Raw genomic sequence first — 20908 nt, 5'->3', positions numbered from 1 at the left:
TATGGAAAATATAGTTTCAGTTGATGGTCTGAATATAGATTTGCCTGATCGTCGTTTATTTGAAAATTTAGCCTTTGATATTCCTAGAGGGGCTTTAACATGTATAACTGGAGAAAATGGTGTTGGAAAAACAACATTAGTTAAGCACTTATTACGTGATTTAAAAACTAATTCGCATAACCATTTTGTTAAATTTACTATTGAACGTGATGAAGCTTTCTATATGCCACAAATTAGAAATATTGATGAGGATTATCCTTTAGCAATTAAGGATTTTGTATCATTGGGTTTTAAACATCGAATTTTACCTTGGAACACTCCAGCTATGAAGAAGAGTTTGCAACAAACTTTGAAGGAAACTAAGTTGGAAAGTTTGGCTAAAAATCCTTTAGGAAAATGTTCTGGTGGTGAAAAGCAAAGAGCATATTTAGCACAAGCTCTATGTTCAGAACCTAAGTTATTAATCTTAGATGAAGCAACAGCTAATTTAGATCAATCATCTAAGCATGAATTGATGCAACTTTTAAAAAAATTGATGCCAATTCATGGAATTACAGTATTATTTATTACACACGACGCAGAGTTAATAGAAGATTATGCAGATTATGAATTACATTTAGAAAATAAATCAGGTAAATTGATGAAGAGAGAGGCGAGATATCGTGTTTGATTATGATTTTATGCGTTATGCATTTATTGCAGGGATTTTTATTGCCTTAATTTCCTGTGTGATGGGAGTCTTTGTGGTTGCACGTCAAACTTCTTTTTTCACGCATACATTATCTGAAATCGGATTTTCAGGAGCAGCATTTGGAGTTTTTGCAGGTATTTCTCCATTGACAGGGATGCTAATATTTACGATGACATCTGCTATTTTTGTCGGATTATCTGGAGAAAAGGTAGGTAGACGAGAAGCATCTATTTCAGTGTTCTCCGGCCTATTCTTAGGGTTAGGTATCTTATTTTTATCTTTGTCCGATAAGCAAGCGAGTTATGCAACCAATATCTTATTTGGAAGTATTGTGGGAATTGATATTAATAATTTGTATACTTTAATAGGATTGAGTGTACTTTTATTAATCGTTGTTAGTGTTCTTTTTAGAAGATTAGTTTATAATTCTTTTGACTCTCAGGGAGCTGAATACAATCAACGATATAATCAAATTGTATCAATCATATTTTTAGTGTTATTAGCATTAACTATTAGTATTACAGCACAAATTGTAGGAGCTTTATTAATTTTTGTTTTACTAACAATACCTGCTTCTGCAGCTAAGTACTTTGCACATACACTTTGGAAAATGATCGGTCTAACATTTATTTTTGTATTAGTCGGAATCTGGTTAGGTTTGTATCTAAGTTTTGTTACAGACTGGCCAGTAAGTTTCTTTATTACAGTTATTGAAGCACTATTTTATGGGGCTGCCATCGTTAAGGAAAGAATGTCCGCTTCTAGATTATAAAAATAAATTCATGTTTTTAGTAATGTTCGGATATAGATACTAGGAATTAGATGTATTTCGTGGTATAGTTAGGACCTAAGGGGTAGGAAGCCTTGCGTAACGGACTAATGGAACGGAATGTGAACATTAGTAGATTAAGTCTGATATGACTTAGCGTTTGGTTTCCGCATTCACCATCAATAATTTAATATCAATGGTGCTTGTCTCTACCCTAAAAAATTATTAGGGAGATGTCTATTATGACACTATTATCATGGAAAAGTCCGAAATTAACCGCCCGGACGATAGCAATGGCGGCAATTTTAATTGCGATGCAGATTGTCTTATCTAAGCTTTCAATTGGACCTGACAATCTAGTTAAGTTTTCATTTGGCTTTATCGCTACAATGTTAATGGGTTACTATTTAGGCCCATGGTTGACAGGTGTAGCAATGGCAATAAGTGATATTCTTACTAACAGTGTTTTTTCGACGGGTGGTAATTTCTTTATCGGGTTTACTTTTAGTGCAATTATTTCTGGAATAATCGCCGGAGCATTTTTGTATAACCAAGAGATAACATTGAGAAGATTGTTCATTTATGAGTTTGTTCAAACTCTAGTTACGAATATTTTCTTTACAACTCTTTGGATTCATATTATGTACAAAGCACCTATTATGGCTTTGTTAACTGTTCGAGTACCTAAGAATATTCTTACATGGATTGTATATTCAATCGTGGGATTCTTAGTTTTACGTGCAGTTTCAAGGTTAAACTTACGTAGTAATGATAATACGTATTAATGAGTGAAGTTGATGCCAATGAGAAGTAATTCTTGTTGGCTTTTCTTTTAGAGGAAAGGGGATTTTCCAATGGTAAATGAATATCCGCAAGTAATGACAATTGCTGGTTCTGATTCAGATGGATCTGCAGGAATGCAAGCAGATATGAATACTTTTTTAGCTCGTAAAGTATATGGGACTTCAATTTTAACAGCCGCAGTTGCGGGGAATTCTTATGGAATCCATGCTAGTCATGCTTTACCAGTTGATTTTATCAAAGCAGAGTTTAAGGCAATTGCAGATGATTTTAAAATTTTGGCGACTAAAACCGGCATGTTAACAGATACTAAAACAATTCATGCAGTAATTGAAAGTTATCAAAAGTATAACTTTGGACCATTAATTGTTGATCCAGTTATTATTACTAAACATGGAGCGATGTTGCTAGAACAAGAAGCATATGAGACAGTACGCGATGAATTGATTCCATTGGCAACTGTGATTACACCTAATTTCTATGAAGCACAAAAGTTAGTAGAGTCTGAACTCCAAAATGAAGATGAAATTATTGAAGCAGCTAAAAAGTTACAAGCTATGGGTGCCAAAAATGTAGTTATTAAAGGTGAACATACTGGTGACTCTGAAACTGTTAAAGACTATGTCTTACTCGAAGATGGAAAGAATTTTTGGTTGGAAGATGAATATATCGATACAGAACATATTAATGGAACTGGTGATACTTACTCAGCATGTATAGCTGCGGAACTTGCTAAAGGAGCAAGTGTTGAGGAAGCAATAAGGATATCTAAAAAATATACTCATGACGCAATTAAAAATGAAATTGCAGTAGGTCATAAATTCGGACCTATCAATCATTGGGTATAATATAAATTAAAAAATCACGTCTAGTTAATGTTATAATGAAAAAAGTAACATTAATAGGACGTGATTTTTTTGAAAGTACTAGGTATTTTAGGCTCACACAAGAGTAATGGAGTTACTAGAATGATGCTAGATGCAGTTCTTAATGGAGTTGAAGCTTCAAATGAAGTAGAGTTACTTAACTTGAATGACTATCAAATTAAGCCACGTGTTCCAGGTGAAGATAATCCAACATTAGACTTAATAATTGAAAAGCTCAAGGCAGCTGATGTATGGGTTCTAGCAGCTCCTACTTACTGGGGTGGACTATCTGGAGTAATGAAGAACTTTTTAGACTGCATTAGACAAGAAGTTTTACGTTTTGATCGAAAAGGTGATCCACATCCTATTCCAGAATTCGCACACAAGCATTACGTTATATTGACGAATTGTTACGTAGGTAAAGCAGAAAATATGCTAACTGGAATGACAGACTCAGCTTTTAGAACAATGGATAAGGCGATGACAACAGCTGGCCTAATTAAATTAGGTGAAGGGGTTCAAACTGCGACTTATGGTTTAAAACAATTAACTGATAAAAAGCAGACAGAGCTAGAAAAATTAGGCAACAAGATTAATCGAACACAGAGAAAGGATGACCAAACCTTGAAACGTTATATTGAATTGTTCTTTATTGTAGCAGCGATGGCATTAATAACAATGGTAATTCAAGCAGGAATATTAAAGCTATTAGGACAAGCACTTAGTTTTTGGACAAATTATATTTCCTTTGTCTTGATATTCTTTATTTTATTAGCAATCACACTCCACTTCTTCACAGTAGTTAAACATAGACGTAAATAATAGAGAAATAGCCCATGGAATCGGTTTGATTTCATGGGCTATTTGTTACTCTTCTGATAGTTTCAAATCATTGGTTGCTTGGGTAAGCTGTGAATCATAGACATCAATCTTATGTTGCAAATAGGCTCTAGTTTCTTGAAGACTAGCAATTCTTTCATCTAATTTTTCAGCCTCTTCTTCTAAGATTCTTTTACGTGCTGGAATGGTACGATTATCATTCAACGAATAAAGATGCATGTATTCGTGGAGGCTTTCGATAGATAAACCAGCATGACGCATACATTTTATAAAATCTAGTCTTTGAATGTCTATATCTGTAAAATTACGAACTCCATTTTTGTCTCGACTAATAGGAGGGACAAGTCCAATACGTTCATAGTAGCGGATAGTATCAGACGAAATACCTAACTGTTCACTAACTTTTTTAATATTCATAGCAATACCTCGTTAAAATTATTGATAATCAGAGTTTACACCTTGGAGTATACTCTAAGGCAAGAGGTTAGACTACAGAATTCCATTCGTTTTTGAACTCATCTAGAAAATCAAGCATGACTTGTTGGCGATGTTCAGCAATTTTCTTAGCAGTTGGGGTATTTAACATATCTTTCAACTTCAAGAGTTTTTCGTAAAAGTGGTTAATGATAGTTTCATCATCAAGGTTACGGTATTCTTCTCTAGTCATATTGGTGCGTGGAGCTAATACCGGATTATAGATTTTTTCGCCATGATGACCACCGTAATAAATTGCTCGAGTGATGCCAATTGCGCCAATCGCATCTAGCCAGTCAGCATCTTGTACAATTTGTCCGGATAGGGGAAGTTGGAAGTCATCATCTTGTAGTGAATGTGCAAAAGACATATGTGTGATGATAAAACTAATTTCTTCAATTTGTGCTGAAGTAAATTCTAAAGATGCTAGAAATTCTTGAAGTTCGGCCAAAGCAGATTTTGGATCAGAGACAAGTTTATCATCAATCGTATCATGTAGATAAGCGGCAGCTAGTGTAACTAACTTATCGGCAGCTTCACTTTCTAGAATTTTTTCTGCCATAGTTACAACACGTTTAATATGATCATAGCCGTGTCCTGTTTTATCAGTTCCTAATTTTGATTTAGTATATGTTTTAATTTGGGATAATTTGTTAAATTCATCCATTTAATGAATCACTTCTTTCCTAGGAAATATTGTAGTCAAAAAAAGAAGTTGAATTTATATCCAACTTCCACGTGTTTATTATAATCTGAAAGAAAGCTTAGGTCTAGGAATAATAAGCAAGGCGATGATTAGAAGGATAATATCGATGTATTTTTTAGCATCGTACTCGCCCAGATAACCAGAAAATAGGACAAAAGCCATAATACCAACTGAAAATAATAATCGTAAAGTCTTACCATTCATAATTATCACCATCCTTAAAAAGCTATTCTATTCATATAAATTATAGCATAAAATTATCGTCGTTGGGAACCGTTTACATTTAAAAATGAGAATAATAAAGATTTTATTTATAAAATTACTAATTTACAAAATTTCTAAATAGAATTATGATAATAGTGTAAAATTTATTGAAGAGAGTTGAGAATATATGATGACTAAAGCCCAAAGAAAAGCTTTTGTATTTACTTTATTGTTAGGAACTTTTACTATGTCGATTAGTCAGTCCTCTTTATCGACAGCTTATCCTACTTTAATGAAGTTTTTCAATGTAGATGCACCAACAATTCAATGGCTAACAACCGGTTTTATGCTGATTATGTGTATCATGATGCCGGTTAGTCCTTGGTTGTTGAACAATCTATCTTTTAAGAAAATGTACTTAACGGTACTAGCAATCTTCGAATTAGGAACATTGATGATTATTTTGGCTCCTAATTTTCCAATCGCTTTACTAGGAAGAGGTCTAGAAGCAGTTGCGGTAGGTATTTTATTTCCATCTTATCAATCAGTCTTAATGACGATCACCGCTAGAGAAGGTCGCGCTGAAGTCATGGGATTGGCTGGTTTAGTTATGGGATCAGCCTTAGCTTGTGGTCCAATTATTTCTGGTATTATTTTAAATTATATTAGTTGGCAAGGCTTGTTCTGGTTTTTCTTGTTAGTAATTGCGTTAATCTTTATTAGTGCGATCTTTAATATGCGCGATGTAATGGAACGTAAAGAAAGCCAGTTAGACTTCATCTCCGTTATCTATTCACTTAGCTTTATCGGATTGTTGTATTTTGTAAATGAATTAGGCACTAAGCAGTTAACTTTGCCATTATATTTAATTTTAATTGTTAGTGTAATCTTGTTTATAGCCTTTATTTTGCGTCAATTTAGAGTTAAAGATCCCTTACTTCAATTACGAGTTTTGAAAGTAGTTAACTTTGATATTGGCGTTCTATTAACAGGTTTTGCTTATATTTCATTAATTGTAGTAACAATCGTATATCCATTGTATTATCAAAGAATTTTGCATGTTAATCCATTAGTGTCAGGTTTAGCATTAGTCCCACCAGCAGCTTTATTGAGTATTTTAAACCTAGTTTCTGGTCGTTTAGCTGACAAAGTAGGATTTAAAATCACTTTATTGATAGGTATGGTGATGTTAGTTGTAGGTTGGGCAATTCTATTTATCTTCAGCTACCATCTAAATGTACTGGGAATGATCCTAACTGCCTGTATCATTGAAGGAGGTAACGCCTTTGTCATGATGCCAGCTACAACTATGGGAGCTAATTCACTTCCTGAAAACATGATTCCTCATGGGACTGCGATAACTACGACTGTACGTCAATTGTTAGGTAGTCTCGGAGTGGCTTTAGCAATGATTATTATAGTAGCTGGCGGACACACATTAAGTGAAATAATTGGTTATCACTATGCCTTTGGATTTTTCTGCATCTTGGAAATTGTAGGATTAATTTTGGCAATTATCTTACGTGATGACAGTAAAAAATAACGAATAGAACATATCCTGCGACCTTTCTAGTGAAATTTGTTAGAATGATAATAGTAACTTTTAGATATTAATCATGGAAGGGTAGGACTATGAATTTGGATTTAGTAATATTTGATATGGATGGCGTTATTTTTGATTCAGAAAAAGTTTATTTTGAAGCTAATCAAATAGCTGCTGATAAACTTGGTATGGATTATTCGTTAGCTTATTATAAGCAATTTATTGGTGCGGGAACAGATGCGATGAGAGAACAAATGATTGAGGATTATGGTGGTGATGCTCAACTCATTGATGACTTTTTGCGTATTAGTGAAGAAAATGTTCATCCTTTAGTTGAAGCAGGAGAATTGAAATTAAAACCAGGTTTCGTAGAGCTATCACAATATCTTCAAGCAAATGACATTCCTTATACTTTAGCTTCAAGTAACTACAAAAGTGAAATTGAATTTTTCTTAGAGCATACAGATGTTGATCCAGCTTCTTTTGAGACGATTATTTCTGCAGATGATGTAGCTGAGGCTAAACCAGCACCAGATATATTTAATAAGGCTTGGAAGAAGAGTGGAGCACCTGCCAAAGAAAAGACAATAGTAATAGAAGATTCATTTAACGGAATTAAAGCTGCTAATAACGCTGAGATTCCAGTAATCATGGTTCCTGATATCATCCAACCAACAGAAGAACAAAGAAAGACGACAGTGGCTGTTTTGAATGACTTGATTTCTGTGCGTGAATATCTAAAAAATAATTATTAGAAAAGGAAGTCAACTTTGAAGAAACCATATCTAACAATTAAAGAAAACGGCGAAGCAACGATTGAAATAAAAAAATCAGAGTTTATCTGTTCCTTAGCTCGAACGGAGACTGAAGAAGAAGCAAGAGCGTTTATAGATGAAATTAAGACTAAACACCGTAAGGCTACACATAATTGTTTTGCTTATATGATTGGATTGAATGATGAGATTCAACGTGAAAGTGATAATGGTGAGCCTTCTGGAACAGCAGGAGTGCCAATTCTAGAAGTTTTAAAGAATCTTGAATTGCACAATGTAACAGCAGTGGTTACTCGCTACTTCGGTGGCATTAAACTTGGTGCTGGTGGTCTAATCAGGGCTTATAGTAATGCGACTTCTAATGCGATTGAGCATGTTGGGGTAGTAAGAAAAGTAGTTCAAACAGAATTATCACTAAAAGTTAGCTACTCTGCCTGGGGTAAACTGCAGAACTATCTTGAAAATAATCAGGTAAATGTAAGTGATACGGTATTTATGACTGATGTCACAGCAGTAGTTTATGTTGATACGCCAGAAGTTGAATCTTTTACTGCGACAATTGTTGATTTAATGAACGGACAAGTTGAAGTAGAAGAAGGCCAAGAAAAATATGTTGAAGTGCCATATGAACTATATAAATAAAAATGAGGTTGGGATTTGAGTCCCAGCCTCATTTTTAATTGAATAACACCGCAATAAACGGAGCGTTATTTAAAATATGAAGAGTTAAGCTGTTAGAAAGATTTTTAGTATGTACATAGACATAAGCTAAAATCCATCCCATTGTAACGTAAACTAAAGCAGAGATGAAGTTTGTGCTAGAATGCATTAAACCAAAGATAACCCCACTCATAGTTACTTGCCAAAATGGTTGATTTTTAAAGAAGAAACTCGTAAATACACCACGATAAAGCAATTCTTCAGTAATAGGAACCAAAACAACAACTAATATAGTCATTAATAAAGCAGTTCTGTCAGTAACTAAAGCATTAAGAGCTTTATCATTAGCACTCGTTGTTTGATGATAAACTTTTGTCATTAAAGTTAATAAAATACCCTTAGCGAGAATCATAACAACATAAGCCGCAAGAATGAACCTAACATTTTTCCCTGTGATTTTTTTAAACGGTAATTCACCTTTTACACGTTTAACGATATAGAACAGGATTCCAATTAATATTAAATAACAGAGGATAACGAGTGGCGCGATGATCCCCATTGAATAATGACTCTCAATAAGTAGCAATGGCAACTGTGATAACACGATAAAAACAATAAACAAGAAGATCTTACCAAGTAATGATAAAAAATTTCGCATAAAATACCTCACTTTCGTATAGATATATCTTACTAGATTTGGATGGATTAGTGAAATATCCTTTAATAAAGTTTAAAGAATAATATACATGACAAAATTTTTTAAATACAATTTGCTAATATTATGATATAGTAGTGAAGGTAGTAATTAATTTTATGAAATTGATTACAGAATAGATTTCTTAGTGAAATTTTATTTATATTATTTGTATATCTAAGTGAGGAGAAATCTCTTGGAAAAAAAGGTAGAAGTAGTAGTTGCTACTCACAAGAAATATAAAATGCCTACAGATGATTTATATCTACCAATCCATGTAGGTGCCGAATTGAATAAAGATAAAGACTTAGGATATCAAAAAGATAATGTTGGAGATAATATTTCTGATAAAAATGATAGATATAGTGAATTAACAGCTCTATATTGGGCTTGGAAACATGTAGATGCTGAATATATTGGTTTAGCTCATTACAGACGTCATTTTGGTGGAAAGAATTATCATCACGGTAAAGATAGGCTTAGTTGGGTGATTACAAAAGCTGAATTAAAATCAATGTTAAATAATTATGATGTGATATTGCCTAGAAAGAGAAGATACTATATCGAAACTTTATATTCACATTATAAGCATACGCATTATTCAAACCAGCTAGATGTAACTTCTGATATTATTAAGAAAAAATATCCTGAATATGCTAGTACATATGAGAAGGTAATAAATAAGACTTCAGGATATATGTTTAATATGGTTATTATGAGAAAAGATTTGTTAGACGCCTATTGTACATGGTTATTTGATATCTTATTTGAACTTGAAAAACGTCTGGGAACACAAAATTTGGATGCTTTCCAACAACGTTTCTATGGACGTGTAAGTGAAATTATCTTTAACGTTTGGCTAGAAAAACAATTTGAAAATGGTGTTATTGATAAGAAACGTGTCAAAGAGCTGCCAATTGTATATGTAGAGGGAGTAAATTGGTGGAAAAAAGGCACAGCGTTCTTAAAAGCTAAATTCTTTAATAAGAAATATGAAAATAGCTTCTAAGAGTTACTAATAAGGGGAGAAGAGCTAGCAAATTTTGCTGGCTTTTTATTTTATTAAGGCAAAAGAATAGGATGTGGAAATATGGGTATCACATTTTCGTTTATAATACCTACGTATAATTCGAAAAAGACAATTATTAGGGCAATTGAAAGTGTTACGAACCAGCTAGATAAATCAGAATACGAAATCATCATAGTCGATGATGGTTCTCAAGATGGAACGGTTGAGATAGTCCATGATTTTATGAAAGATAATGGTAATATCCATTTTACTAGTACAATCGGTGGGGTATCTTTCGCAAGAAATAAGGGAATTAATCAAGCTCAAGGTGAGCATCTTTTATTTTTAGATTCTGATGATTATTATGTAGAAGGATCATTAAAGAATTTAAAAAATATAGTTGCACAAAGTAACAGTGATTTGGTGATATTCAACTTTGAACATGGCAATACTCCAGTATTATTAGCAGAAGTGCCTAATACTAATGTTGAAGCCTTATCTGTAATGTTGAGTAATCCAACTAAATATATGACGGTTTGGGGAAAAGCCTATCGAACTGAAACAGTGCATGAGAACAATGTAAAATTTAATGAAGACTTGAAACTATCAGAAGATAGTGAGTTTTTGGCAAGATATGTGCAAAAATGTAAGAAGATAACCTCTGATAATACAATTTTGTATCATTACTCAATCGATAATGCTTCAGTAATGAGAGGGAAAAACAAGCAAAGTAAGATTCCTGGATATTTGGAGTCTCTAGAGGTTGTACAAGAGGATATCTTCAATAATATTCCAGAATTGAAACAAGCATTTTATCAATACACAGTAATTCAAATGAATATCATGATGGTTAGAGAGATATTTAATTATGGTGATAATAGTGATTATGGCTCTAAAGTACGTAAATCTAACGAATTATTAAAAAATAAAACAATCAATGAAGCTATTAAGCAAATGAAATTAAAGGATTGTACATCACCAAGATTTTTACCAGTATTTTTCATAAAATTGGGAATGCGACATCTGGCTAGATTGATGTTTAGGTTGCGAAGTTGGAGTAATTATAGGAAGGAGTTAGGATAATGAAAAAATTAAACTTTTTATGTAGTGAATTATCCGGTACTGGTGGTACAGAGACTGTATTAATAAAAGTCTTAAATCATCTAGTTAATAACTATGAAATTACACTTACACTAAGTAATATTCCCGAAGAAAAAGAATGGCTAGATAAGATAGATACGAGAGTAAAAATAAATATGTTTAAGGGAAAGAGTAATATTTCTAAGTTACTTTTTATTTTAAGATCATTTTTATTTGAAAAAAATACAGATTATATATCGCTGAGTCCTAAAATGGTTTTATTAGGTAGTAAAATCAAAAAATTCTTGAATAAAAAATATCAAGTTATTTCATGGTTCCATTATTCATTAACTGATCAGGATATGTTTGATACTGAACATACTTTGCCATATGCAGATGGGCATTTAGCTATTAGTAGAACAATCGAAAAACAACTAGAAGATTTAAAAATACCTAGAGAGAAGATTAAATTAATCTTCAATCCAATAGAAGAATACGATGTATTACCGGAAACGAATAATAGTAAGAGAATTAATCTGTTTTATGCAGGTAGAGTCATGTTAGACGGACAAAAGAATTTACGTGAAATGTTAATGGGAATTAAAGATATAGATAATGTTCATCTAGATATTTATGGTACGGGTGAAGAACTTGAGTCTTGTCAAAACTATGCTGAAAAGATAGGAGTTTCAAAAAAAATCACTTGGCATGGATGGACTCCAGATTTATGGGATAAGATAAAGGAAAGACCATCAGCTTTAATAATGACTTCAAAGTATGAGGGTCTTTCTATGGTAATGTTAGAAACTGTGGCTAGAGGTATACCTGTGATAACAAGTAAATTTAAGAGCTATGATGATATTGTAAAAGAAAATATAAATGGATATAGTTATTCACTAGGAAATATAAAAGAATTAACTAAAACAATTGAGAAAGTAGCTAATAATAATTTAAACCCAATAGATGTAAAAAATAGTATTAGCGAGTATTATCCTGAAGAATATTTTAAAAGATTGGATTCATCATTGGAATATTTTTTAGATAATTGAGAAAGGTATAATTGGATATGAAATTATCAATAGTTATGACAACTTATAATGGAATAAAACACATAGAATCACAACTTGATTCTATTCTTAACCAAAAGAGAAAAGCTAACGAAGTCTTAATATATGATGATGGTTCGAACGACGGAACAATAGAATTTATAGGAAAGTACATCAGTAATAATAAATTAAATGATACTTGGAAACTAATAGTTAATGAAGAAAATAAAGGTTGGAGGAGAAACTTCGTAGAGGGGATATGGAGCTCTACCGGAGATTTGGTTTTTCCCTGTGATCAAGATGATATATGGCATGAAGATAAATTAGAAGTTATAGAAAAAATTATGATTAATAATCCTCAAATACAAGTTTTAACTACAAATGTAACAAATTTATATAGTAATGGTGATAAAGAACAAAGTAGTAACCAAAACGAAAAATTAGAAAAAGTCTCATGGGAAAAACATATATTTAAAGTTGATGCACCAGGATGCGTATTTTGTATTAGAAAAAAAATAGTAGAAAAAAGTAAGAATTATTATAATGTAGAATACGCACACGATGACTATTTTTGGAAACTAGGATTATTTGCAGATGGATTATATAATTACAATAGAGATACGATAGATTATAGAAGGCATGATGATAGTACTTTTTCAGTTGAAGTTAGAAAAAGTAGAAATACAAAAGCTCGTATTAAGTGGATTGATATGGCATTGGATTATTGTGATGATTTAACTAATTATATAAGTGATGATAATATGATAGTTGAAAAAGATAAGAAATTATCTGTAATAAAAAGAAATAAGAAGTATTTAAATTTGAGAAAGAGATTTTATGAGACAGGTAATCCATTACTTATTTTTCAAATGTCAAGGTATAAAGATTGTTATCTTCAATCTAGACAGTTATTAGGGGATATATATATAAAGTATATCTTTAGATAATTAGTGCCTAGATTATAGAGTAACGTTATAGTATTATATAAAGTGTATTATTAATTAATTAGGGTAGGTAGTTATATGAAAGGAATAATTTTAGCTGGTGGTAGTGGCACACGTCTTTATCCTATAACTAAGGGGATTTCTAAACAATTAATCCCTGTGTATGATAAGCCAATGATTTATTATCCATTATCAACTTTGATGTTAGCAGGGATAAAAGATATTTTAATTATCTCTACTCCAGAATACACTCCATTATTTAAACAATTATTGGGGGACGGATCTGAATGGGGTATTTCACTTACATATAAGGTTCAAGAAAAACCTAATGGACTGGCAGAGGCCTTTATTTTAGGAGCAGATTTTATCGGCGATGATTCAGTTTGCTTAATTTTAGGAGATAATATTTACTACGGATCTGGCTTATCTAAGCTTGTACAAGAAGCAGCAGAAAAGATAGATGGAGCAACAGTTTTTGGTTATCATGTAAATGACCCAGAACGATTTGGTGTTGTAGATTTCGATAGTAATATGAAGGCTCTATCAATTGAAGAAAAGCCTGAGAATCCTAAGAGTAATTACGCAGTTACTGGTTTATATTTCTATGACAATACAGTTGTAGAAAAAGCTAAGAATTTAAAGCCTTCTGATCGTGGTGAATTAGAAATCACAGATATTAATAAATTATATTTAGATGAAGGCAAACTAGATGTTAAGTTAATGGGACGTGGATATGCTTGGTTAGATACAGGTACTCACGATTCCATGATGGAAGCTGCTAGTTTTATTGCTACAATTCAAAAACGTCAAAATTTGAAAGTAGCTTGTTTAGAAGAAATTGCTTACCGTATGGGTTATATAAGCAAAGAAAAATTAGTTGAACTAGCACAACCAATGAAGAAAAATGATTATGGTCAATATCTATTAAGATTAGCTAAGGAGCAACAATAATGGGAAAATTAATTGTAAAAGAAACAAAATTACAAGATGTTAAATTAATTACACCAGCAGTATTTGGTGATCATCGTGGATTCTTTACAGAAAGTTATTCAGATCGCGATTTCAAAGAAGCTGGAATTGATTTTGATTTTATTCAAGATAATCACTCTCTTTCTACACAAGCAGGTGTCTTACGTGGTTTACATTTTCAACGTGGTAAAGCTGCACAAACAAAGTTGATTCGCGTAGCAACTGGAGCAGTTTTAGATGTAATTGTTGATTTACGTAAGGGATCTCCTACATATAAGCAATGGGAAGGATATATCTTATCTGAAAGTAATCATCGTCAATTGTTAGTACCTAAGGGTTATGCTCATGGATTTGTTACTTTAACAGACAACGTTAACTTCCTTTACAAATGCGATAATTACTATGATGCAGAAGCTGATGGTGGTATTTCCTTTAAGACTCCTGAACTTAATATTGATTGGCCAATCGACTTAGACAAGGCCATTACATCTGAAAAAGATGCTAACCAACCTACATTGACAGAATTTGAAAAAGACAATCCATTTGTCTACGGCGAAATTTAGGAGGTATCTTGATGTTTAAGAATATTATTGTAACTGGTGGAGCTGGTTTCATCGGTTCAAACTTTGTACATTATGTAGTCAATAATCATCCTGAAGTTCATGTGACAGTATTGGATAAACTAACATATGCTGGAAATAAAGAAAATCTTGCTGGCTTGCCAGAAGATCGCGTAGAGTTAGTTGTCGGAGATATTTGTGATAAGGAATTAGTAGATAAGTTAGTTCAAAATGCTGATGCTGTGGTACATTATGCTGCTGAAAGTCATAATGATAACTCACTTAGAAATCCTGATCCTTTTATCCAAACTAATATTGTTGGGACATCAGTTCTAATTGAAGCATGTACTAAGTACGATGTACGTTTCCATCATGTTTCTACTGATGAAGTTTATGGTGATTTACCATTGCGTGAAGATTTACCAGGACATGGTGAAGGCCCAGGTGAAAAATTCACGCCTGAATCTCCATATAAGCCAAGTAGTCCTTACTCATCTTCAAAGGCAAGTTCAGACTTATTGGTTAGAGCATGGGTGCGTTCATTTGGATTAAAAGCAACTATTTCCAATTGTTCAAATAACTATGGTCCTTACCAACATATTGAAAAATTTATTCCACGTCAGATAACAAATATTTTAAGTGGTATTCGTCCAAAATTATATGGAACAGGTAAGAATGTACGTGACTGGATCCATACTAATGATCATTCAAGTGCTGTTTGGAAGATTTTGAATGAAGGTAAAATTGGCGAAACATACCTAATCGGTGCTGATGGTGAAAAGAACAACAAAGAAGTTTTAGAATTAATCTTGAAATTAATGGGACAACCAGCGGACGCTTACGATCAAGTTAAAGATCGTCCAGGACATGATTTACGTTATGCTATTGATGCAAGTAAGTTACGTAATGAATTAGGTTGGGAACCTCAATATACTAACTTTGAAGAAGGCCTAAAGGCAACAATTGATTGGTATACTAACCATCGTGAATGGTGGCAAGATCAAAAGGATGCAGTTGAAGCTAAATACGCTAAAAACGGGCAATAAAAATTTCCCCAGGTTTTCCTGGGGTTTTACTTTATTATTGGAAGGAAGATATTAGATGAAAATTTTAATTACTGGTGCAAATGGACAATTAGGTCAAGAAATGCAACATCTGTTAGATGAACGTGGGCAAGAATATCTAGCAGAAGATTCACAAGGACTAGATATAACAGATAAGGAAGCAGTAGATGCTTACTTTGAAAAGAACAAACCAGAAGTAGTTTATCATTGTGCAGCTTATACAGCAGTGGATAAGGCTGAAGGAGAGGGTAAAGAACTTAACTGGAAAGTCAACGTTGATGGAACAGAAAATATTGCTAAAGCATGTCAAAAAGTTGGGGCAACATTACTCTATGTAAGTACTGATTATGTTTTCGATGGTAATCGTACAAGTGGTGAATATTTACCAGATGATCCTAAAGGACCACGCAACGAATATGGCAAAGCAAAACTTGCTGGAGAAGAAGCAGTACAAAAATATTGCGATAAGTATTACATAATTAGAACAGCTTGGGTATATGGACAATGGGGACATAACTTCGTATACACAATGTTAAATCTAGCAAAGAATCATGATAAGTTGACAGTTGTTGATGATCAAGTAGGACGCCCTACATGGACTAGAACATTAGCAGAATTCTTGACATATTTAGTAGATAATAAGGTCGAATATGGGGTATATCATTGCTGTAATGATGGTCAATGTTCATGGTATGAATTTGCTAAAGAGATATTGAAAGATACAGATGTCGATGTTCAACCTGTAACTTCAGATCAATATCCAACAGCTGCATTTAGACCACATTATAGTGTAATGAAGTTAGCTAAAGAAACAGGCTTTGTATTTCCAGATTGGAAAGAAGCGTTGGATGAGTTTTTAAGTGAAGTTAAGTAAAATTAACAAGTAAATAATTTTGTTAGAGTCTATTATCATAACGTATAAAGTGATAATAGACTTTTTAGCTATTGGTATATTTAGACACCGAAGAAATATAAAAATTTATGCAAGTAAGCGTTAAATTTGCAGAAATTAGAAAATTGGTCCTGTATCTAAAATGGAAAATATGGATATTATATAAAATAAAATTAGCTGTCAATAATTAAAAAATTTTGTATCCATAATTAATAAGTATTATTTAACATTGCTTGTTTAGTAACTATGTAATAAAATAAAAACCAGGTTACAATTTGTATCGTGAAAAAGGGAAAAGGGTATTATATGTATCATATAAATGTTTTCAAAATAAAATTAACGTACAATCAATTAATTATGAGAAGGAGTTATTAATGAAAGACGTATTTATTGTTGGTTCAAAGGGGATACCAGCCAATTATGGTGGTTTTGAAACATTTGTAGATAATTTGGTAACAAGACAAGTCAATCCAAAAATAAAGTATCATGTGTCATGTATGACTTTTGATAAATCCGTAAAACAATATGATTATAATGGAGCTGAATGTCAAGAAATATATGTTCCTAACATAGGTGGAGCAAAGGCTATATTATATGATTTGAGAAGCTTGGATTGGGCATTAGATACTATTAAAGAAAGAAATTTAACAGATGGTATTGTTTATATTTTAGCTTGTCGTATAGGACCATTCTTACATAAGTATATTAAAAAGTTCCATAATCATGGTTTTAAAGTATGGGTTAATCCTGATGGACATGAGTGGAAACGTGCTAAGTGGTCTGCACCAGTTCGTAAGTACTGGAAAGTTTCAGAAAAATTAATGGTAAAGAACGCAGACTTTTTAATTTGCGATAGTAAATCAATTGAAGAATATATACATGAAGATTATAGAAAATATAATCCACAAACTACTTTTATTGCATATGGTGCAGATATAACACCGTCTACTTTGAAGCAAGATGATAAAAAAGTGGTTGATTGGTTTAATAAACATGATGTGAAGTTAAATGAGTATTTCTTGATTGTTGGGCGATTTGTTCCAGAAAATAATTATGAAACAATGATAAAAGAGTTTATGAAAAGTAAGGTAAACAAAGATCTAGTTATTATAACTAATGTAGAAAAAAATGCTTTTTACAATAGTTTGAAAGAAGAAACTCATTTTGAAAATGATAAGAGGATCAAGTTTGTAGGAACTGTTTATGATGCAGAATTATTGAAGTTTATCCGTGAAAATGCTTTAGGATATTTGCACGGACATTCTGTTGGTGGAACAAACCCTTCATTGTTAGAAGCTCTCGGAAGTACAAAAATTAATTTACTCTATAATGTGGGATTCAATAAAGAGGTTGGTGAAGATAGTTCACTATACTGGTCTTTAGAAGACGGAAGTCTGGCCAATAAGTTAAATGAAGTTGAAGAAATCTCAACAGAAAAAGAAGAGAATTTTGGTAAATTAGCTAAGCAACAGATTATTGATAATTATTCTTGGGAAAAGATTGTCAATGATTATGAAGAACAATTTATGCGAGGGTAATAATGAAAAACATATTATATTTACATGCAGGTGCTGAAATGTATGGTGCGGATAAGATACTATTGGAGTTAGTTACTGGTTTAGATAAAAGTAAATTTCATCCCATTGTTGTCTTACCTAATGATGGAATATTAAAAGACAAGTTGATTGAAAATGGTATAGAAACATATGTTGTTCATTATCCGATACTAAGACGTAAATACTTTAACTTAAAGGGTATTATAAATTACGGACTGAACTATTTTGGCAAATCCAATGAGATAGTGAAACTTCTAAAAAATAAAAGAGTAGACATCATTCATGCAAATACAACTGCTGTATTAGAGGGAATATATTTAAAAAAGAAACTAAAGTGTAAATTAGTATGGCATGTTCATGAAATTATTTTAAAGCCAGCTATAATAAATAAAACTATCAGTTATCTAATAGGTAAGTATGCAGATAAATGTGTAGCAGTATCTAAAGCTGTAAAAAACCACTTGATTGATTCGAAATTCATAGATAAAAATAAGGTAGAAGTTATTTATAACGGAGTAGATACAGAACGATTTAATCCTAATGTAGAAAATAAGTACTTATACAAAGAATGGAACATACCTGATGAAGCTATTAAAGTTGGTATGATAGGTCGTGTCAATGCTTGGAAAGGACAAAATGACTTTCTAGATGCAGCTGAAGGATTACTGAAGAAATATTCCAATTTATATATCTTTATAGTAGGTAGTGCATTTGCTGGTGAAGAGTGGCGTGTGGATGAATTAAAGAAGAAAATAGCAGATAGTAAAAATAAAGATAGAATTATCTTTTCTGAATTTAGAACAGATACGCCAGAGATACATAGTTTTTTTGATGTTCTAGTATTACCAAGTACCAATCCTGATCCTCTTCCAACTGTAGTTTTAGAGGCTATGGGATGTGGGACCACTGTTGTCGGATATAACCATGGCGGAGTCACTGAAATGGTTATTAATGGTGAGACGGGTTTATTGGCGGAAGTTAAAAATAGTAAGGATTTAGGAAAAAAGATTCAGCAAGTTTTAGAGTCTGATTACAGATTGATGGGACAAAAAGCACGTGATAGAGCTGTAAAGAATTTTTCAGAGTATAGCTTTATTAATAATTTTTCTAAAATCTATGATATTTGAAAAGGAGAAACAATGCCAAGTATTAATAAAGAAATTTCGAATATAGATAAGTTAAGTATATATGCGAAAACAGCCTTTAAACTTTTTAGGGGGGGTATTAAAGGTGTAAGAATAAAGAAAAAATCTCCCATTTTTATAGGTAGAAGGGTGGAAATTACACATAAGAAAAATATATATTGTGGGAAAAATGTGAAATTTGAATCTTATTCAGAAATTCATGGTTTAGCAACTAATGGATTGAGATTTGGAAATAATGTGACAATTGGACGATTTACTAGCATACGTCCTTCTAGCTACTATGGAGTAGGACAAATAGGATATGGTTTAGAAATTGACGATAATTCTTCGATTGGACCATATGGCTATATCGGCTGTTCAGGAAAAGTTAAAATTGGAAAGAATGTAATGATAGGCCCGAGAGTATCTTTATTTGCCGAAAATCATAATTTTTCAGAAAAAGATAAGTCTATAAAAGAACAAGGTGTAAGTAATAAAGGAATAACCATTGAAGATGATTGCTGGATAGGTAGTGGAGTCATTATTTTAGATGGTGTAACGATCGGATCAGGTTCTGTAATTGGAGCGGGAACATTGGTTACAAAAGATATTCCTAAAAACTCAGTTGTGTATGATAAGAGGGATAAGAAGATGGCATTAAGATAATAACACTTAATAGAAGATAACAATTGAAACTTTTAAAAGTAAAAAAACAGCTCATGCTAGTCTATATCTGAATTATTTATTAATATTAACAACGAATATAAGGACGGATTAAAATGAAAATATCAGTTATTATACCTTTGTATAAAGGTATGAACTTTTTAGAAGATATAAAAGAGAATATGACAGAGTTAGCTAGTAGTCTTAAGAAAAAGGGGATATTCATTGAATTAATATTAGTTAATGATTACATTGGGGAAAAGATAAAATGGCATTATGACACTACCTATGATGTAAAAGTAATTAATAATAGGATAAATTTAGGTATTCAACAATCAAGAATTAATGGTTTGACAATTTCAACAGGGAAATGGATAATTTTTTTAGACCAAGATGATTCGTTAAGTTCTGATGAATATGTAAAACAAGTGAATATGATATCTGAAAATGTAGATGTAATTGTTGGAAATGCTAAGTATGATTTAGAGGATCTGCAGTCTATTACTTTGTACAAAAATATAGATATGGAGAAATTAATAACAGAGGAAAATATGTTGAGAATAAGGAATATTATAGCTTCTCCAGGACAGTGTCTTATAAGAAAAGAGGCTATTCCTAAAGAGTGGAAAAATAATATTATGAAAATAAACGGTGCGGATGATTGGTTACTATGGTTGTTGATGTTCAATAATCATAAAAAGTTTGTATATAACAAAAGTATAATCTACCATCACAAAGCTACAGAAAGTGGGAATTTATCTTCTGATTATAAGAAAATGTATGATTCATGTATAGAAATGCTCATGATTTTATCAAAAATAGGTTATCCCATAAGTAAAAAGCAAAAATTAGAAAAGGCTATCAAATTCAAGTATAGAAAAGATACACATTCTCTAGAGTTTAAAGATTATTTTGTATTTTCAAGGCAAATTATAGATAATATAATATACAAGATTAGAATGCTGTAATTGGAGCGAAAG

At 32.1% G+C, this 20908-nt stretch carries 24 protein-coding genes and 1 riboswitch; of the genes, 20 read left to right on the top strand and 4 right to left on the bottom strand.

The features are described from left to right. The first annotated feature begins 1 nt into the window (after position 1). The 5 genes from OZJ21_RS02540 (at position 2) to OZJ21_RS02520 (ending at position 3949) form a co-directional block, all read left to right on the top strand. Complete coding sequence (locus OZJ21_RS02540; protein ID WP_087309972.1) at positions 2-670, top strand: metal ABC transporter ATP-binding protein; 669 nt, start codon at positions 2-4, stop codon at positions 668-670. Beyond that, complete coding sequence (locus OZJ21_RS02535) at positions 663-1463, top strand: metal ABC transporter permease (RefSeq protein ID WP_003705492.1); 801 nt, start codon at positions 663-665, stop codon at positions 1461-1463. Before OZJ21_RS02540 ends, OZJ21_RS02535 begins: the two co-directional genes overlap by 8 nt. 76 nt (positions 1464-1539) lie before the next feature. Beyond that, a riboswitch (THF riboswitch) is annotated at positions 1540-1641 on the top strand. Between the two features lie 61 nt (positions 1642-1702). Next, a complete protein-coding gene (locus tag OZJ21_RS02530) occupies positions 1703-2245 on the top strand; it encodes a folate family ECF transporter S component (protein ID WP_003701088.1) in 543 nt (180 codons plus the stop codon). A gap of 69 nt (positions 2246-2314) precedes the next feature. Beyond that, on the top strand, positions 2315-3109 hold the full coding sequence (thiD, locus tag OZJ21_RS02525; protein WP_268857397.1) for a bifunctional hydroxymethylpyrimidine kinase/phosphomethylpyrimidine kinase: 795 nt from the start codon (positions 2315-2317) through the stop codon (positions 3107-3109). Between the two features lie 60 nt (positions 3110-3169). Next, positions 3170-3949 carry a flavodoxin family protein gene (locus OZJ21_RS02520; RefSeq protein WP_268857396.1) on the top strand — a complete coding sequence of 260 codons (780 nt, stop codon included), beginning with the start codon at positions 3170-3172 and terminating at the stop codon, positions 3947-3949. Positions 3950-3994: 45 nt separating this feature from the next. Here OZJ21_RS02520 and OZJ21_RS02515 read toward each other — a convergent pair whose 3' ends face one another. The 3 genes from OZJ21_RS02515 to OZJ21_RS02505 form a co-directional block, all read right to left on the bottom strand. Continuing rightward, positions 3995-4384, bottom strand: coding sequence for a MerR family transcriptional regulator (locus tag OZJ21_RS02515; RefSeq protein ID WP_187397321.1), 390 nt, complete (start codon positions 4382-4384; stop codon positions 3995-3997). 67 nt (positions 4385-4451) lie between these two features. Then, entirely contained in the window at positions 4452-5108 is a 657-nt protein-coding gene (locus OZJ21_RS02510) for an HD domain-containing protein (RefSeq protein ID WP_187397322.1), read from the bottom strand. A 78-nt stretch (positions 5109-5186) separates the two neighbouring features. Further along, positions 5187-5351, bottom strand: coding sequence for a hypothetical protein (locus tag OZJ21_RS02505; RefSeq protein WP_003701093.1), 165 nt, complete (start codon positions 5349-5351; stop codon positions 5187-5189). Positions 5352-5538: 187 nt separating this feature from the next. Between OZJ21_RS02505 and OZJ21_RS02500 the strand changes: the two genes are divergently transcribed. From OZJ21_RS02500 to OZJ21_RS02490, 3 genes are all read left to right on the top strand, one after another. Beyond that, positions 5539-6894 (top strand): MDR family MFS transporter, encoded by a 1356-nt coding sequence (locus OZJ21_RS02500; RefSeq protein WP_268857395.1) that lies wholly within the window; start codon positions 5539-5541, stop codon positions 6892-6894. An 89-nt stretch (positions 6895-6983) separates the two neighbouring features. Beyond that, positions 6984-7649, top strand: a complete 666-nt coding sequence (locus OZJ21_RS02495; protein WP_098033991.1) for an HAD family hydrolase — start codon at positions 6984-6986, stop codon at positions 7647-7649. Positions 7650-7664: 15 nt separating this feature from the next. Continuing rightward, positions 7665-8309, top strand: coding sequence for a YigZ family protein (locus OZJ21_RS02490; RefSeq protein ID WP_003701096.1), 645 nt, complete (start codon positions 7665-7667; stop codon positions 8307-8309). A 34-nt stretch (positions 8310-8343) separates the two neighbouring features. Here the strand turns inward: OZJ21_RS02490 and OZJ21_RS02485 are convergent, their stop codons facing one another. Further along, entirely contained in the window at positions 8344-8985 is a 642-nt protein-coding gene (locus tag OZJ21_RS02485) for a CPBP family intramembrane glutamic endopeptidase (RefSeq protein ID WP_268857394.1), read from the bottom strand. Between the two features lie 232 nt (positions 8986-9217). On the opposite strand from OZJ21_RS02485, the gene OZJ21_RS02480 reads away from it, so the two are divergent. The 12 genes from OZJ21_RS02480 (at position 9218) to OZJ21_RS02425 (ending at position 20896) form a co-directional block, all read left to right on the top strand. Then, positions 9218-10030 (top strand): DUF4422 domain-containing protein, encoded by an 813-nt coding sequence (locus OZJ21_RS02480; protein ID WP_268857393.1) that lies wholly within the window; start codon positions 9218-9220, stop codon positions 10028-10030. Positions 10031-10111: 81 nt separating this feature from the next. Next, the gene (locus OZJ21_RS02475) at positions 10112-11113 is read left to right on the top strand and encodes a glycosyltransferase family 2 protein (protein WP_268857392.1); all 1002 of its coding nucleotides are present in this window, start codon (positions 10112-10114) and stop codon (positions 11111-11113) included. After that, positions 11113-12159, top strand: a complete 1047-nt coding sequence (locus tag OZJ21_RS02470; protein WP_268857391.1) for a glycosyltransferase — start codon at positions 11113-11115, stop codon at positions 12157-12159. Before OZJ21_RS02475 ends, OZJ21_RS02470 begins: the two co-directional genes overlap by 1 nt. A gap of 17 nt (positions 12160-12176) precedes the next feature. Next, positions 12177-13103 (top strand): glycosyltransferase, encoded by a 927-nt coding sequence (locus OZJ21_RS02465; RefSeq protein ID WP_268857390.1) that lies wholly within the window; start codon positions 12177-12179, stop codon positions 13101-13103. A gap of 75 nt (positions 13104-13178) precedes the next feature. Further along, positions 13179-14051, top strand: coding sequence for a glucose-1-phosphate thymidylyltransferase RfbA (gene rfbA, locus OZJ21_RS02460; protein ID WP_081541057.1), 873 nt, complete (start codon positions 13179-13181; stop codon positions 14049-14051). Next, positions 14051-14632 (top strand): dTDP-4-dehydrorhamnose 3,5-epimerase, encoded by a 582-nt coding sequence (gene rfbC, locus OZJ21_RS02455; RefSeq protein WP_003709486.1) that lies wholly within the window; start codon positions 14051-14053, stop codon positions 14630-14632. Before rfbA ends, rfbC begins: the two co-directional genes overlap by 1 nt. 11 nt (positions 14633-14643) lie before the next feature. Further along, the gene (rfbB, locus tag OZJ21_RS02450) at positions 14644-15675 is read left to right on the top strand and encodes a dTDP-glucose 4,6-dehydratase (RefSeq protein ID WP_003702299.1); all 1032 of its coding nucleotides are present in this window, start codon (positions 14644-14646) and stop codon (positions 15673-15675) included. Between the two features lie 55 nt (positions 15676-15730). Further along, positions 15731-16567, top strand: coding sequence for a dTDP-4-dehydrorhamnose reductase (rfbD, locus tag OZJ21_RS02445; protein WP_268857389.1), 837 nt, complete (start codon positions 15731-15733; stop codon positions 16565-16567). A 392-nt stretch (positions 16568-16959) separates the two neighbouring features. After that, positions 16960-18123 (top strand): beta 1-4 rhamnosyltransferase Cps2T, encoded by a 1164-nt coding sequence (gene cps2T / locus OZJ21_RS02440; RefSeq protein ID WP_160996297.1) that lies wholly within the window; start codon positions 16960-16962, stop codon positions 18121-18123. A 2-nt stretch (positions 18124-18125) separates the two neighbouring features. Next, positions 18126-19268, top strand: a complete 1143-nt coding sequence (locus OZJ21_RS02435) for a glycosyltransferase family 4 protein (RefSeq protein WP_268857388.1) — start codon at positions 18126-18128, stop codon at positions 19266-19268. 12 nt (positions 19269-19280) lie between these two features. After that, positions 19281-19931 carry an acyltransferase gene (locus tag OZJ21_RS02430; protein ID WP_268857387.1) on the top strand — a complete coding sequence of 217 codons (651 nt, stop codon included), beginning with the start codon at positions 19281-19283 and terminating at the stop codon, positions 19929-19931. Positions 19932-20044: 113 nt separating this feature from the next. Further along, positions 20045-20896 (top strand): glycosyltransferase family 2 protein, encoded by an 852-nt coding sequence (locus OZJ21_RS02425; RefSeq protein WP_268857386.1) that lies wholly within the window; start codon positions 20045-20047, stop codon positions 20894-20896. Positions 20897-20908: the final 12 nt, after the last annotated feature.

It is taken from the genome of Ligilactobacillus sp. UO.C109 (genome assembly GCF_026847815.1).
Lineage (GTDB): Bacteria > Bacillota > Bacilli > Lactobacillales > Lactobacillaceae > Ligilactobacillus > Ligilactobacillus salivarius.
This window is presented reverse-complemented; position numbering and strand designations above follow the sequence as displayed.

Excerpts from the sequence above, each read along its gene's own strand:
- OZJ21_RS02495 (WP_098033991.1), top strand. The coding sequence starts at position 6,984 with ATGAATTTGGATTTAGTAATATTTGATATGGATGGCGTTATTTTTGAT.
- rfbC (WP_003709486.1), top strand. The coding sequence starts at position 14,051 with ATGGGAAAATTAATTGTAAAAGAAACAAAATTACAAGATGTTAAATTA.
- cps2T (WP_160996297.1), top strand. The coding sequence starts at position 16,960 with ATGAAAGACGTATTTATTGTTGGTTCAAAGGGGATACCAGCCAATTAT.
- OZJ21_RS02465 (WP_268857390.1), top strand. The coding sequence starts at position 12,177 with ATGAAATTATCAATAGTTATGACAACTTATAATGGAATAAAACACATA.
- rfbB (WP_003702299.1), top strand. The coding sequence starts at position 14,644 with ATGTTTAAGAATATTATTGTAACTGGTGGAGCTGGTTTCATCGGTTCA.
- OZJ21_RS02515 (WP_187397321.1), bottom strand. The coding sequence starts at position 4,384 with ATGAATATTAAAAAAGTTAGTGAACAGTTAGGTATTTCGTCTGATACT.
- rfbA (WP_081541057.1), top strand. The coding sequence starts at position 13,179 with ATGAAAGGAATAATTTTAGCTGGTGGTAGTGGCACACGTCTTTATCCT.
- OZJ21_RS02505 (WP_003701093.1), bottom strand. The coding sequence starts at position 5,351 with ATGAATGGTAAGACTTTACGATTATTATTTTCAGTTGGTATTATGGCT.
- OZJ21_RS02435 (WP_268857388.1), top strand. The coding sequence starts at position 18,126 with ATGAAAAACATATTATATTTACATGCAGGTGCTGAAATGTATGGTGCG.
- thiD (WP_268857397.1), top strand. The coding sequence starts at position 2,315 with ATGGTAAATGAATATCCGCAAGTAATGACAATTGCTGGTTCTGATTCA.
- OZJ21_RS02430 (WP_268857387.1), top strand. The coding sequence starts at position 19,281 with ATGCCAAGTATTAATAAAGAAATTTCGAATATAGATAAGTTAAGTATA.
- OZJ21_RS02500 (WP_268857395.1), top strand. The coding sequence starts at position 5,539 with ATGATGACTAAAGCCCAAAGAAAAGCTTTTGTATTTACTTTATTGTTA.
- OZJ21_RS02470 (WP_268857391.1), top strand. The coding sequence starts at position 11,113 with ATGAAAAAATTAAACTTTTTATGTAGTGAATTATCCGGTACTGGTGGT.
- rfbD (WP_268857389.1), top strand. The coding sequence starts at position 15,731 with ATGAAAATTTTAATTACTGGTGCAAATGGACAATTAGGTCAAGAAATG.
- OZJ21_RS02475 (WP_268857392.1), top strand. The coding sequence starts at position 10,112 with ATGGGTATCACATTTTCGTTTATAATACCTACGTATAATTCGAAAAAG.
- OZJ21_RS02425 (WP_268857386.1), top strand. The coding sequence starts at position 20,045 with ATGAAAATATCAGTTATTATACCTTTGTATAAAGGTATGAACTTTTTA.
- OZJ21_RS02485 (WP_268857394.1), bottom strand. The coding sequence starts at position 8,985 with ATGCGAAATTTTTTATCATTACTTGGTAAGATCTTCTTGTTTATTGTT.
- OZJ21_RS02510 (WP_187397322.1), bottom strand. The coding sequence starts at position 5,108 with ATGGATGAATTTAACAAATTATCCCAAATTAAAACATATACTAAATCA.
- OZJ21_RS02530 (WP_003701088.1), top strand. The coding sequence starts at position 1,703 with ATGACACTATTATCATGGAAAAGTCCGAAATTAACCGCCCGGACGATA.
- OZJ21_RS02540 (WP_087309972.1), top strand. The coding sequence starts at position 2 with ATGGAAAATATAGTTTCAGTTGATGGTCTGAATATAGATTTGCCTGAT.